This window comes from Blattabacterium cuenoti (assembly GCF_014252435.1).
Lineage (GTDB): Bacteria > Bacteroidota > Bacteroidia > Flavobacteriales > Blattabacteriaceae > Blattabacterium > Blattabacterium cuenoti_X.
On sequence record NZ_CP059220.1, the window covers coordinates 483,929 to 499,506 of the forward strand.

General features: G+C 24.5%; 12 protein-coding genes. 6 read left to right on the top strand and 6 right to left on the bottom strand.

The window, feature by feature from the left end; genetic code table 11:
- Positions 1-119 precede the first annotated feature (119 nt).
- The 6 genes from leuS (at position 120) to rpoN (ending at position 8,747) form a co-directional block, all read left to right on the top strand.
- The gene (leuS, locus tag H0H35_RS02340) at positions 120-2,930 is read left to right on the top strand and encodes a leucine--tRNA ligase (protein ID WP_185882854.1); all 2,811 of its coding nucleotides are present in this window, start codon (positions 120-122) and stop codon (positions 2,928-2,930) included.
- 148 nt (positions 2,931-3,078) lie between these two features.
- Complete coding sequence (locus tag H0H35_RS02345) at positions 3,079-4,509, top strand: Glu/Leu/Phe/Val family dehydrogenase (protein ID WP_185882855.1); 1,431 nt, start codon at positions 3,079-3,081, stop codon at positions 4,507-4,509.
- A gap of 53 nt (positions 4,510-4,562) precedes the next feature.
- Complete coding sequence (gene pyrH / locus H0H35_RS02350; protein WP_185882856.1) at positions 4,563-5,279, top strand: UMP kinase; 717 nt, start codon at positions 4,563-4,565, stop codon at positions 5,277-5,279.
- 4 nt (positions 5,280-5,283) lie between these two features.
- A complete protein-coding gene (locus H0H35_RS02355) occupies positions 5,284-5,838 on the top strand; it encodes a ribosome-recycling factor (protein WP_185882857.1) in 555 nt (184 codons plus the stop codon).
- Positions 5,839-5,852: 14 nt separating this feature from the next.
- A complete protein-coding gene (gene asnS, locus H0H35_RS02360; RefSeq protein ID WP_185882858.1) occupies positions 5,853-7,271 on the top strand; it encodes an asparagine--tRNA ligase in 1,419 nt (472 codons plus the stop codon).
- Between the two features lie 18 nt (positions 7,272-7,289).
- Entirely contained in the window at positions 7,290-8,747 is a 1,458-nt protein-coding gene (rpoN, locus tag H0H35_RS02365; RefSeq protein ID WP_185882859.1) for an RNA polymerase factor sigma-54, read from the top strand.
- On the opposite strand, the gene H0H35_RS02370 is transcribed toward rpoN, so the two are convergent.
- The 6 genes from H0H35_RS02370 to H0H35_RS02395 are packed head-to-tail and all read right to left on the bottom strand — an operon-like array spanning position 8,742 to position 15,556.
- Positions 8,742-10,109 carry an aldehyde dehydrogenase family protein gene (locus H0H35_RS02370; RefSeq protein ID WP_185882860.1) on the bottom strand — a complete coding sequence of 456 codons (1,368 nt, stop codon included), beginning with the start codon at positions 10,107-10,109 and terminating at the stop codon, positions 8,742-8,744. The two genes, rpoN and H0H35_RS02370, sit on opposite strands and share 6 nt — an antisense overlap.
- Position 10,110: 1 nt before the next feature.
- Positions 10,111-10,572, bottom strand: coding sequence for a SufE family protein (locus H0H35_RS02375; protein WP_185882861.1), 462 nt, complete (start codon positions 10,570-10,572; stop codon positions 10,111-10,113).
- A gap of 22 nt (positions 10,573-10,594) precedes the next feature.
- Positions 10,595-12,907 (bottom strand): 5-methyltetrahydropteroyltriglutamate--homocysteine S-methyltransferase, encoded by a 2,313-nt coding sequence (metE, locus tag H0H35_RS02380; protein ID WP_185882862.1) that lies wholly within the window; start codon positions 12,905-12,907, stop codon positions 10,595-10,597.
- A 30-nt stretch (positions 12,908-12,937) separates the two neighbouring features.
- Positions 12,938-14,161 carry a putative sugar nucleotidyl transferase gene (locus H0H35_RS02385; RefSeq protein WP_185882863.1) on the bottom strand — a complete coding sequence of 408 codons (1,224 nt, stop codon included), beginning with the start codon at positions 14,159-14,161 and terminating at the stop codon, positions 12,938-12,940.
- 29 nt (positions 14,162-14,190) lie between these two features.
- Positions 14,191-14,445, bottom strand: coding sequence for a type B 50S ribosomal protein L31 (locus tag H0H35_RS02390; protein WP_185882864.1), 255 nt, complete (start codon positions 14,443-14,445; stop codon positions 14,191-14,193).
- A gap of 4 nt (positions 14,446-14,449) precedes the next feature.
- On the bottom strand, positions 14,450-15,556 hold the full coding sequence (locus H0H35_RS02395; RefSeq protein ID WP_185882865.1) for a 3-oxoacyl-ACP synthase III family protein: 1,107 nt from the start codon (positions 15,554-15,556) through the stop codon (positions 14,450-14,452).
- Positions 15,557-15,578 lie beyond the last annotated feature (22 nt).

The window sequence follows — 15,578 nt, forward strand, 5'->3', positions numbered from 1 at the left end:
TTAGTTTGACTAAAAATGATTTTCATTATATATTTTTCTAAAATTCTTTTCAAAGAAAATCAAAATTACATAATAAAATCATTGTAATTTTTATCATCAAATGTTAAAAACATATAAAAATGGTATACAATTTTTGTGAAATTGAAAAATACTGGAATATTTTTTGGAAAAAAAATGAAATTTTTCACGTTAAAGAATATAAAAAGAGAAAAAAAAAATACTATATATTAAATATGTTTCCCTATCCATCTGGAAGTGGATTACATGTAGGACATTGTATTAGTTATATTGCTACAGATATTTATGCAAGATACCTTCGTATGAAAGGATTTAATGTACTCAATCCTATTGGATTTGATTCTTTTGGATTACCCGCAGAACAATATGCAATTCAAACTGGACAACACCCAATAAAAACAACTTATCAAAATGAAAATATGTATACCTATCAAATAAATAAAATTGGAATATCTTTTGATTGGAGTCGAAAATTAAGTACAAGCGATCCATATTATTATCGATGGACTCAATGGATGTTTATCCAACTTTTTAATTCTTGGTATGATCAAAAAGATGACAAAGCTAAATCAATTCATTTATTAATAGATGAATTTAATAAGAATGGAAATAATAACATTCAAGCATATACTTCGTATCAATATAAATTTAACTATAAAAAATGGAAACAATTTAATTTCTCTGAAAAAGAGTTCATATTACAAAAATATAGGTTAGCTTATTTATGTAAAAATATCGTTAATTGGTGTCCTGGACTAGGTACTGTTTTAGCTAACGATGAAATAAAAAATGGAAAGAGTATCAGAGGAGGTTTTCTAGTTTATAAGAAAAAAATGGTTCAATGGCATATAAGAATTAGTGCATACGCAGATAGATTAATAAAAGGAATGGATTTAATTAATTGTTCCAAATCTTTAAAAAAACTTCAGTTAAATTGGATAGGTAAATCGATTGGTATTTTAATATTATTAGATATCGTTTATCCTATTCATTATAATAAAGATAATAAACTTCAAGTATTTTTTTTCAGTCCAGAAAAAATATTTGGAATATATTTTATTGTATTATCTACAGATCATCCATTAGCCAAACAAATTGGCCTTTCACATTATAAAAATGATATAGATCATTATATTAAAACAAATCGTTTTACAAATCACAATTTAAAACAAAATATTTCAGGTATTTTTACAGGTAATTATGTTTTTCATCCTATTACAAGAGAGAGAATTCCTATTTATATCAGTGATTTTTTCCCTGTTGATCATCAAACAAAATCAATGATAGGAATTCCTGGCCATGATATAAAAAGTGAAGAATTTTCAAAAAAATTTGATATAAAATTTAAAAAAGTGATTTCATGTCATGAAAAAAAAATAAATAAAAAATGTATCAATTCTAATTTTTTGAATGGATTAACTGTATATAAAGCAAAACAAAAAATAACAAAAATCTTAATAGAAGAACATAAAGGAAGCATTCAAACAAGTTATAAAATTCGTGATGCAATTTTTTCCCGACAAAGATATTGGGGAGAACCAATTCCTATTTTTTTTAAAAAAAAAATCCCTATTTCCATTCCTTTAAAAAAATTACCTATTATCCTTCCTAAAATAAATAACTTTCATCCAAAAGAAGGAAAACCTCCTTTGTCTAGATCAAAAACATGGGCATGGGATGAGAAAAATATGAAAATAGTTTCTAATAAACTGATTGATTACAAAAAGATATTTCCAATGGAAACAAATACAATGCCTTGTTGGGCTGGATCTAGCTGGTATTTTATCCGTTATATGGATACACATAACAAAAATAATTTTGTAGATAAAAAAAAAGAAGATTATTGGAAAAATGTAGATTTATATATAGGAGGATCGGAACATGGAACTGGACATTTAATATATGCAAGATTTTGGCATAAATTTTTAAAAGATAGAAAATGGATACAAACTGAAGAACCATTTAAAAAAATTATAAATCAAGGTATGATTTTAAATAAATCTGCTATGATATTAAAAGTTATTGGAAAAAACATTTTTGTTTCGTATGGATTAAAAAATAATAAAAGTATTTTTTTATATCAAGAAATATATGTAGACATTTTTTTAATAAAAAATAAAAATGAACTGAATATAAATCATTTTAAAAAAAATCATCCCAAATTTCATAATGCAATTTTTGTATTAGAAAATGGATATTTTTTTTGTAAAAGAAAATTAGAAAAAATGTCCAAATCAAAATATAATGTCATAACACCTGATTATATTTCAAAACAATATGGAGCAGATGTATTACGTTTGTATATGATGTTTTTAGGTCCTATTACTCAATCAAAACCTTGGAATGATGAAAAAATCAATGGAATAAAAAACTTTATAAATAAATTTTGGCGTTTATTTCATAAAAATGGCGTCTTTCAAATAAGTGAAGATTATCCATCTTTTCAAGAATTTCGAATTTTACATCAAACTATATATAACATAAATAAAAAAATCCAATTGTTTCATTTTAACACTTGTATTAGTTTATTTATGACTGCTGTAAATGATTTAATAACTATAAAATGTAACAAAAGAAAAATATTAGAACCCTTAACAAAATTATTTTCCTCCTTTTCTCCTTATATATCTGAAGAACTATGGAAAAAATTAGGAAAAAAAAAATCTATTGTATATTACTCTATTCCTATTCATAACAAAAAATTTCTTATAGAGAAAAACATAACATATCCAGTTATGTTTAATGGAAAATTAAAATTTTTAGAAAAATTTCATCGTAATCTAACAATAGAAAAAATAAAAAATAAAATTTTATCTCATTCTAAAACAAAACTATTTATGAAAAAAAAATATTTTAAAAAAATAATTATAATACCTAAAAAAATAATAAATATTTTATACTCTGAAAAATAAAAAATAAAATTTTAGCACATGTTTTGTTTTAAAAAAGAATGATTATAATTTTCATGAATTAAAAAATACAATCAAAAAATTTCATATTCTTGCATAATACAAAATAATTTTTTCACTATAAATTTATAAATATGTAAAAAACTTTCTTATGTTAAAGAAATTTCAAAATAAAACTATTATCAATGGTTTTTTTAGTTGTGTAGAAAAAAATTTCGACAAAGCTTCACAATTTATTTCTATTGAAAAAGGTCTTTTAGAACAAATTAAATCATGTAATGCGGTATACCGGATGCATTTTCCTGTAAAAATAGGGAAACAAATACAAGTAATTGAAGCTTATAGAGTACAACACTCTCATCATAAACTTCCATGTAAAGGTGGAATACGATTTAGTACTAAAGTAAACCAAGATGAAATAATGACTTTAGCTGCTTTAATGACTTATAAATGCGCTATTGTAGATGTTCCTTTTGGAGGAGCGAAAGGTGGAATTAAAATTGATCCTCAAACTATATCAGAAAAAAATATAGAAAAAATAACTCGTCGTTATACTTCGGAATTAATTAAAAAAAACTTTATCGGTCCTGGAATTGATGTTCCAGCTCCAGATTATGGAACTGGTGAAAAGGAAATGAGTTGGATTTTTGATACTTTTTTATCTATTAGTCCTGGTGATGTAGATGCATTAGCCTGTGTAACAGGTAAACCCATTTCTCAAGGAGGTGTTCGCGGTAGAAAAGAAGCTACAGGATTGGGTGTTTTTTATGGTGTCAGAGAGTTATGTAAAATAAAAGAAGAAATGTTATCCGTTGGTTTGACTGTAGGTTTAGTTGGAAAAAAAGTTATTATTCAAGGATTAGGAAATGTAGGATATCATGCAGCTCATTTTTTTCATGAAGAAGGGGCCATCATTGTAGCTCTAGCAGAAAGAGAAGGAGCAATTTATAATGAAAAAGGATTAAATGTTTCTGAAGTCATTCTTCACTTAAAGAATACAGGATCTATCTTAAATTTTCCAAAAGCAAAAAATATAAAAAAAACAGAACAAGCTTTAGAATTAAAATGTGATATATTAATTCCTGCAGCATTGGAAAACGTAATACATAAAAATAATGCAAATCGAATTCAAGCAAAAATAATTGGAGAAGCAGCTAATGGACCAATTACACCAGAAGCGGATGATATTTTAGAAAAAAAAGGAATCATTATTATTCCAGACATATATTTAAATGCAGGTGGAGTTACTGTCTCCTATTTTGAATGGCTTAAAAATTTAAGTCATGTTCGTTATGGTAGAATGGAAAAAAGGTTTAGTGAAAATATGAATGCAGAATTATTACATGTAATAGAAACTATTTCCAAAAAAAAAATATCGAATGAAGAAAAAAAAATTATTTTAAGAGGGGCTAGAGAAATCGATTTAATTAGAAGTGGATTGGAAGATACAATGATTATTGGATTTCATAAAATTCGCGAATTGCAAAAATTATCCAAAATAAAAAATATGCGTACGGCTGCATTTGTATATGCTATTCAAAAAATAGTAGATTCATATGAAAAACTAGGAATTTTTCCATAAAATTTTTATTACATATCTAATACAATATATATTTTTGAATAAATATCCTTTTCATGAAGTATAAAAGATCATTATTAAAATTAAGCGGAGAAGCTCTTATGGGAAAAAATGAATTTGGACTTGATTCTCATCGTCTTCAACAATATGCTCAAGAAATTAAAACAGTAATAGATATGGGAGGAGAAGTAGCTATTGTGATAGGAGGAGGGAATATATTCAGAGGTTTTTCTAAAATCAAAAAAAGAACAATTAATCGTGTTGAAGGTGATTACATAGGAATGTTGGCTACTGTTATGAATGGAATTGCTTTTCAAGCTTATTTAAAAAATGTAGGTGTAAGCACATCTATACAAACTGCTATTAGAATGGATCAAATAGCAGAACCTTTTGGAATACATAGTGCTATCAAAAATCTTGAAAAGGGAAAAGTAGTCATATTTGTAGCAGGATTAGGAAATCCATATTTTACAACAGATACGGCTGCTGTATTACGCGCTCTAGAAATAAAAGCAGATGTCTTACTGAAAGGAACTAAAGTGGATGGAATCTATACTAGAGATCCAGAAAAAGACAAATATGCTAAAAAATTTAAGAACATATCATTTGATATGGTTTATCAAATGGGAATAAAAGTAATGGATCAAACTGCTTTTATTTTAGGAAATGAAAATAATTTACCAATTATTATTTTTGATATTAATAGAAAAGAAAATTTTAAAAAATTAATATCAGGAGAAGAAATTGGAACTCTAGTAACCAAAAATCATTGAAAATATGGAAACATTAAACGAAATCCTCTTTTCTTGTAAAAAAGAAATGAACAATTCTTTTGAAAAATTTAAAGAAGAGATAAATCGCATTCGTTTAGGTGGAAAATCTATTTCAGATTATATAGGAAAAATAAAAGTAAAATGTTATGGAACATATGTTCCATTGTGGGAAATATCGAATATTACTGTTGTAGACAATATGAATATCCACATTCATCCTTGGGATCGATCTAATATACTAGATATAGAAAAATTTATGATAGAAGCAAATCTGGGATTTATGATAACTAATAAAGGTGAATATATACATATTCATATTCCTATTCTAACAGAAGAAACAAGAAAAAATATTTTGAAAAAAATAAAAATTCAAACAGAAGAGGAAAAAATATCTATAAGAATCATAAGAAAGAAGAATAACAGATTTATCAAAAAATTAAATTTTTCCGATGATGAAAAGAAAAAGGGAGAAATACAAATACAAAAAACCACAAATGAATTTATTCGAAAAATAGATGATTTTTTTCTTCATAAAAAAGAAAATATACTAAAAATATAATCAATATTTCATCATTGATGAAAAAATATTCGGTTAAAAAGATATTAGATAAAGGATTTCTTTATTTACATCACAAAGTTTTAGTTGAAGGATGGATTCGATCCTTTCGCCATTCTATTTTTATTTCTTTAAATGATGGTTCTACAGTTAGTAATTTACAAATTATTTTACCAAAAAAATTAGATAAAAATTTGTTGAAACAAATTACAATTGGATCTTCTATTCAAGTAATAGGATTAATACAAAAAAGTAAAGGAAAAAAACAGTATATAGAATTAAAATCATTGAATATATTTATATATAAATCGGTCAATACAAAAATTATTCAAAAATCTATTTTACAACCAAAACAACATAATCTAGAAAAATTAAGGGAACAATCACATTTACGTTTTCAGACAAATATATTTAGTTGTGTAATGAGAATCCGACACCATATAGCTTTTTCTATACATAAATATTTTCACGAACATAATTTTTTTTATTTAAATACTCCAATTATAACGACTTCAAATTGTGAAGGAAATGGAGAAATGTTTCAAATAACTACAATTAATTCAAAAAAAGATTTGGAATGTCATGAACATGATTTTTTTAGATGTAAAACTTATTTAAGCGTATCGGGACAGCTAGAAGCAGAAGCTGCTTCTTTAGGTTTAGGAAGAGTGTATACTTTTGGACCTGTGTTTCGAGCGGAAAATTCAAATACTTCTAGGCATTTATCCGAATTTTGGATGGTGGAACCAGAAATAGCTTTTTATCATTTAGAAGAAAATATTCATTTAGCTGAAAATTTATTAAAATTTGTGATTCAATATGTTATTAATAATTGTGCTGAAGATTTATATTTTTTAGATGAAAATTTAAAAAAATGGAATCAAAAAAAAGATAAAAATGGTCTTCTTTTAAAAAAATTACAATCTATTTTAAAACATCCATTCCAACGAATTAGTTATACAGATGCTATACAAATATTGAACCAAGAAAGAAAGAAAAAAAATATAAATTTTTTTCATAAAATTTTATGGGGTGATGATTTACAATCGGAACACGAACAATATTTAGTCAATGAATATTATAATCAAATACCTGTTATTGTATTCGATTATCCTTCTTGTATTAAAGCATTTTATATGAGACTAAACAACGATGGAAAAACAGTAAAAGCTATGGATATTTTATTTCCAGAAATAGGAGAGATAATTGGAGGATCTCAGAGAGAAGAACGTTATGATTTTTTGTTAAAACAAATGAAGAAAAAAAATATTGATCAATCTAAACTTTGGTGGTATTTAGACACACGAAGATTTGGGAGCATTCCCCATAGTGGATTTGGTTTAGGTTTTGATCGATTAGTTCAATTTATCACAGGAATGAACAACATACGTGATGTCATTCCATTTCCAAGAACTCCAAATCATGCAGAATTTTAATGAAAAAAATTATTAAAAATGTTCAAACAACAACTATTACAAAAAGGAAAACAGAAACTATCTCCAAAACAAATAAAATTAATGAAATTAGTACAATTGTCTACATTAGACTTTGAAAAAACAATTCAACAAGAGTTAGAAGAAAATCCTGCTTTAGATTTAGAAGAATCTTCTTATGAAGAATGTACAGATATATTAGAAAATGATATATTAAACATCGACAATCCATCAATAAATAGTACAAGAAAAAATGAATATATAAATAACAATCAAATAGAAAATTTTACAGGAAATAAAAATAATAATAAAAAAAATTTATCTACTGATTATGTTTACAATGCTATTACTTATAAAACATCTTTTCAAGATTATTTAAAAAATCAATTGCATACTTTTCGTTTTTTAAATCAGGACGATTTATTAATCGCTGATTTTATATTAGGAAATATAGATGGTAATGGATATATAAGAAGAAAAATAAAATCTATTGCAGATGATATATTTTTAATACTTGGAATATCAGTAACAAAAGAAAAATTAGAACAATTAATCGAAAAGTATATCCACAAATTAGAACCAATAGGGGTTGGTTCTAGAGACTTAAAAGAATGTTTATTAATTCAATTATCAAAAAAAAAAATAAATCAAGAAATATGTCTAGCAAAAAAAATAATTCAAAATTATTTTGAACTTTTTATCAGAAAACATTATCGAAAACTCATTCAAAAGTTAAAAATAAAAAAAAATAAACTTCGAAAAGCTATTTTTCAAATAAAGAAATTAAATCCAAAACCTGGTAAAATTTTTTCTGATGGGTTCAAAAATTCGGATCAATTTATTCCAGATTTCACTATACATATAGTAGATGAAAAATTAGAATTATCTTTACATTATAAAAATAATCCTGAATTAAAAATATCACCTATATATTTCAATATGTTAAAATATTATAAATCCTCGAAAAAAATTCAGGAAAAACAAAATACTATTTCTTTCATAAAAAAAAAAATCGATTCCGCAAGATGGATTGTTGATGCAATTAAACAACGAACAAATACATTAATATTAACAATGAAAGCAATTATGGAATATCAGAAAGAATATTTTTTAACTGGAGATTTATCTCAAATTAAACCTATGATTTTAAAAAACATTTCTCACAAAATAGGAATAGGAATATCTACAGTTTCACGAGTCGCTAATAGTAAATATGTTAGTACACCATATGGAACTTTTTTGATCAAAAGTTTTTTTTCGGAAAAAATGAAAAATAAAGAAGGAGAAGAAATTTCCTCTATTGAAATAAAAAAAATTTTATGGGAATCTATTTCTAATGAAAATAAAAAAACGCCTTTTACTGATGAAAAATTATCAGAATTATTGAAAAAAAAAGGTTATTTAATAGCTCGGAGAACAATAGCTAAGTACAGAGATCAAATGAAAATTCCTGTCGCAAGAATGCGAAAAATTTTATAAACATTTTTTAATCACTACAGTTTTACAATTGGAAAATTCTCCAACAAATGAAGTGGACAATTCTCTTCCATATCCAGACTTTTTAACGCCTCCAAAGGGAAATGATGGATCCGATTTCACCATATCATTAATAAAAACCATACCAGAATCTATATTTTTAGATATATTTTCAGCTTTCTCTATGTCCATAGTCCAAATAGATGTACCCAATCCATAAGGAGTATTATTCACAATATGTGGTATTTCTTTTTCTTTAGAATAACTGATGATAATTCCAATAGGCCCAAAAATCTCTTCTTTTCTCACTACATTATTCATTTTATTCACTTTTAATAAAGATGGAGAAAAAAAGTTTTGATCTCTTTTTATTTTTAAACATATTTTTCCTCCATGAAAAATTACATTTATATATTGTCTATATAATTTATCTGATAAATCCTTTCTAGATATATATCCTATTTTTGTAGATTTGTCAAATAAATCACCCCGATGAAATGTTTTCATTTCTTGAATTACTAAGTCAATGAAATCATCTACAATTAATTCATCAACAACAAATCTTTTTGCAGAAATGCATGTTTGACCAGTGTTATTTAATCTTGATTCAGTTGCTATTTTTGCTATTTTTTTTATATTCTTTACATCTTTCATCACTACAAAAGCATCATTTCCACCTAATTCTAAGACAGATTTTTTGATATTTTTTCCTGATAAAGATCCTATGAATGATCCAGTATTTTGACTACCTGTGAAAGATACTCCTTGTATTATATTACTAGATATAATATATTCTATTTCATTATTTTTTACCAAAAAAATCTGAAATACTCCTTTTGGTATACCAGATTCTATGAATATTCTTTCTAAGAAAACAGAACATCCACTGGTATTAAGAGAAGGTTTAATAATAATGACATTTCCTAATAACAAATTGGGAATAGAAAATCTAATAATTTGCCAAATAGGATAATTCCATGGCATAATACCTATTATAGTTCCTATTGGATCATATTTAATGTAACATTTTTCATATTCATCTTTTTTATTGATTTCTTTACGAAATATTTTATATTTTACATTATAATAATATTTACATAAATCGATGCTTTTATTCATTTCAAAAATAGATTGAATAATAGGTTTTCCCATTTCTTGAGTAATGATAGATGCAATATCATATATATTTTTCTTTAAACAAGAATAAAATCTTTTTAAAAATTCTTTTCTCCTTCGAATGGAAAAATATTTCCATTCTTGATAAGAATCTTTTGATATAGATAATTTTTTATCTATTTCTTTTTTCGATAAAAAATTATATTCTTGTAAAATTTTATTATCTACAGGATTAATAGTTCGAATCATTTCATTTATTTTTAATTATATTATGTTTGATTAATCTAAGATATTTTTTATCAAAATAAAAAGCATATAATTTGATCCTTTTTATGAATAGAATGATTCCATTTGCTCTAATAGGAGATAAAAAATTTTGAAATCCTATTTTTGATATAAAGTGATAGTTAGAAGAAATAATTTCATAAGGAGGAAGGCCCGAATAAATATAAATCATAATAGACACTAATCCTTTAGGTAATAAAGCATCACTATCTGCCTTAAAAAAAATTCGTCCTTTATCAAAAGTTGAATCAATCCAAACCTTTGACTGACAACCATAAATTAATTTATTATTTGATCTAATATTTGGTTTTTTTTTTAATTTTTTTCCTAATTCGATTAAATATTCATATTTTTCTTCCCAATTTTGAAAAATTCTGAATTTTTTGACTATTATTTTTTCTCTTTCTTTTAAGGATTTTATTATCATTTTTATAAATATATAGAAATCATTAATCTTTTGAATTCTTTTTACAAAAACATTCAGATCTTGCTATTTTTGCTGCTTTTGTCATATTTTTCAGTGAAACTTCTACTTCATTCCAATTTCTAGTTTTTAAACCACAATCCGGATTAACCCATATATTTTTTTTAGGGAATAACATACAAGCTTTTTTTATTAAATACAATATTTCTTCTTTAGATGGAATTCTTGGTGAATGAATATCATACATTCCTGGTCCTATTTCATTAGGATAAGAAAAATTGGAAAAGGATTTTAATAATTTCATTTTCGATCTAGATGATTCTATTGTTATGACATCTGCATCTAAATTTACAATATGTTCAATTATATCATTAAATTCACTATAACACATATGTGTATGAATTTGAGTCTCATCTTTTACTCCACTTGAAGAAATACGAAAAGCATTAATGGCCCAATTAAAATAAAAATTCCAATTTTTTTTTCTTAATGGTTGTCCTTCTCTTAGTGCGGGTTCATCTATTTGAATAATCTGTATACCAGATTTTTCTAAAGATAAAACTTCTTCTCTGATAGCCCAAGCTATTTGATAAGCAGTTTCATATATAGGTTGATCATCTCTTACAAAAGACCATTGTAGTATAGTTACAGGACCGGTCAACATACCTTTTACTAATTTATTTGTATGAGATTGAGCATAACAAATCCAATCAGTCGTCATATCGAAAACTCGAATAACATCACCATAAATAATTGGAGGTTTGACACATCTACTTCCATAACTTTGAACCCATCCATTTTTAGTAGAAATAATACCTTTTAATTGATCTGAAAAATATTCTACCATATCAGTTCTTTCAAATTCTCCATGTACTAAAACATCTAAATCTATTTCTTCTTGTTTTTTAATAACATCAACAATGTATTTTTTAATTTGTTCATCGTATTCTTTTTGATTTAATTCTTTTTTTCGAAATCGATTTCGCAATTTTCTAATTTCTTTCGTTTGAGGAAAAGATCCTATGGTTGTAGTTGGAAATAATGGAAGTCGAAACTTTTTTTTTTGTTTATTTTGTCTATATAAAAAATTATTTTTTCTATTTATATATTCTTTTTTAAGATTATATGTTTTCTTCTGAATGTTTTTAAAAAGATGATTGGATTTTTCTTGAATTTTATTCAGATCTAATGAGTTTTTTGGGAGAATACGGCCATCTCCTTTAATAATTTTTTCTAAATCATTTAATTCATCAATTTTTTGTTTTGCAAAGGCCATTTTCTTTTTTATATTCGAATGAATTAACGTTTCATCATCGATATCTATTGGAACATGTAAAAGAGAACAACTAGGAGCTATCATTATACGATGGAATCCTATTGATTGAATTGCTTTTTCAATATATTTGATTGAATTAGAATAATTATTTTTCCATATATTTCTTCCATCAATCACTCCCATTGATAAGATAATTTTGGTTTTCTTTATAAAAGATAATATTGTGTTTAATTGATTTGAATTCTCTATTAAATCGATATGTAATGCTTTAATACAACGATTTTCTATAATAGAAAAAATATTATCAGAAATTCCTTCAAAATAAGTAGTTAATAAAATATTAACACTAGAACATTTCAAAGAAAATTCTTTATAAGCATATTGAAGTATATCTATTTCTTTTTTCGATAAATCTAAAGATAAAATAGGTTCATCTAATTGAATCCATTCAATTCCTATATATGATAATTTATTAAGTATATCTATATAAATGGGTATAATATTATCGATTAAATCCATTTTTTGGAATAATTCATTTTTTTCTTTTCCTAAAAAAAGATAAGTAACTGGACCAATCAATACAGGTTTTATTTTTTTTGTAGAATGTAAAAAATTCTTTAATTCCTGTACTTCTTCAAATATTTTGTTTGAGAAAATTGAGAATTTTTGTTGTTGTTCAAATTCTGGGACTATATAATGATAATTTGTATTAAACCATTTAGTCATTTCCATTGCTTGAATATCCCATGTTTTTTTCTGAAAACCTCTTGCCATAGAAAAATATAAATCGACTTCGTTTTTCATAGGAATAGATAAAAAATATTCAGGTATTACACCTAATAAAAAAGACATGTCTAAAACATGATCATAGAAACTAAAATCGTTACATGGTATTAAATCTAAACCAGATGATTCTTGAATTTTCCAATTATATTTTTTGATTTTTTTTCCTACTCTTAATAAAGAATCTAAATTAATTTTTTTTGACCAATAATCCTCACAAGCTTTTTTTAACTCTCTTTTATTTCCTATACGAGGAAATCCTAAATTATGTTTCAACATAAAAGAATTTTTTAATTTCAAAATAAAATTTTATATATCTGATATATGATATAAATATTCCAATACTTTTTTTTCCATACAAGAAAATATTTTATTCCTTCTTTTCATCACTATTTTAGAAGTTTCAAAAACTTTTTTCATAGATATTTTTTCCATATTTTGTCTTCCTCCCAAAGAAAAAGAAGGAATAAATCTAGGAGGAAATCCATATCCAAAAATATTTGAACTTACACCGACTATTGTAGCTGTATTAAACTGAGTATTAATAGATGATTTAGAATGATCCCCCATGATCATTCCAAAAAATCGAACATTTATAGGATAAAATAATTTTTTTTGATAATTCCATATCGTAACATATTGATAATCATTCCTTAAATTGGATACATTAGTACTTGCACCTAAATTACACCATTCTCCCAAAACAGAATTTCCCAAAAAACCATCATGAGCTTTATTAGAATAAGAAAATATGATCGATTTTCTAATTTCTCCTCCAATTTTACAAAAAGAACCAATAGTTGTTCCACCATATATCCTAGATCCAACATTTAATATCGTATTATTTCCAATAAAAATTGGTCCTTTCATAACACTTCCTTCCATAATTTTTACTCCTTTTTCTATATATATTGGACCACTTTTTGCATCAAATACAACATTATTAGTTTCGATATTTTCTTCTAAAAAAAGATTATTTTTTTGAATGATATAATTTGTTCCTATACATGAATAAGAAGTTTTATTTTTTGTTTTTAACAAAAAATCACTTTTTAAAATAAATTCATTTTGCATAAAAAGATTCCACAAATGTTGTATTTGTATAACTTGTTTGACACTATATGTTTTCTTAAATTCTTTTTTAATATTATCATTGAATGAATAAAAAGAAATATTTTTGTTATATTCTTCATAAGAATAATATTTTTTTTTTTCAACTACAATTTGATTTTTGAATAAAATAGCTTGATTATTTTCTAATAAAGAAATCATATAAATTAATTCTTCGTTAGGTATGAAAGAAGAATTGATTAAATATATATCTCTAAATTCATTTTTTTTTTTATCCAAAAAAAAATCATTCTTTTTCATAAGAAAAGATCGTGTAAAAATAGATTTAATTTTTTCCTTAAGAAATATTTCCCATCTTTCTTTCATGGTAAACATCCCCATCCGTATTTCGGAAATAGACCTAGTAAGAGTTATAGGAAATAAATGATTCCATTCTTTTCCATCATATAATATAAAATTCATAGATAAATATCAATCAATTTGAAATAAAACTAAAGTTTTTTATATTTTGCATATTTTTTCTTAAATTTTTCTGCTGGACCTGTTTTAACAAATATTTTTTTTTCTCCTGTAAAAAATGGATGTGAATAACTAGATATTTCCATTTTATATAATGGATAAATAATTCCTTTTATTTGAATAGAATCCTTAGTATTCACAGTCGATTTACAAATGAAAATCTGATCATTATTTATATCTTTAAAAACAACTAATCTATAATTGGTTGGATGTATTTTTTTTTTCATAAAATTATTTTTTTTTTGGGAAACGATATACCATTCCATTAATATTCATACCAGCTCCTAATGAAACCATTAAAATAACATCACCTGGGTTGATCTTATGGTACGGCATTTTTTCATGAAGAATTAAATCTAATAAAGTAGGAATTGTTGCTACTGAAGAATTCCCGAATTTTTGAATAGTCATTGGCATAATATTTTTGTAAATAAATTTATTTTTAGATGAATAATTATATAATTTCAATAATCTTTTTAATATTGCATAATCCATTTTTGCATTAGCTTGATGAATAAGTATTTTTTTGACATCTTTTAAATGTAAATTTGTATTATCAAGAATATTTTTTAACATATTAGGAACCTCTGTTAAAGCATATTCATAAATGCGTCTTCCATTCATTTTAATATTGATTAAAGATTTTCTATAATTTGGATTTAAAGATGGACCGTTATTTAAATAATATAATTCATCATTATTATGACATTGACTATCATAATGAATAATTCCATATTTTTCATTCTTGAAATATTTTTCCTCAATAGCTGATAAAACAACTGCTCCTGCTCCATCTGAAAAAATCATAGAATTTTTATCATACGGATCAACAACCTTCGATAAGGTTTCAGAACTAGTGATTAATATATTTTTTGCATATTTAGATTGTAAAAGTTGATTAGCTAAAATCATCCCTTCAATCCATCCAGAACATCCAAAAATCATATCATATGGCCTACATTTTTTATTTTTTATATGAAGTTTATTTTTTATTCTTGCAGATATAGAAGGCATAAAATCAGATTGAAAAGTAATAGGATTGATATCTCCATAATTGTGAGCCGATATAATGTAATCTATTTTTTCTTTATAAATGTTCGAATCAATTAAAGCTTTTTCTGCCGCAATCGTCGCTATATCTGAATTCAATAAATTTTTATCAAGATATCTTCTTTCTAATATTTCTGTAATATTTTCAAATTTCTTAATGATATCTATATTTGATTTGTTTATTTTAACACCTTGATTATCATAAAATATATGATTCAAAAAATCACTATTTTTTATAATTTTTCTAGGTAAATAATGACCTGTACCTGTGATAATAGATCGAATCATTATGAAATAAATAAAATGGTTT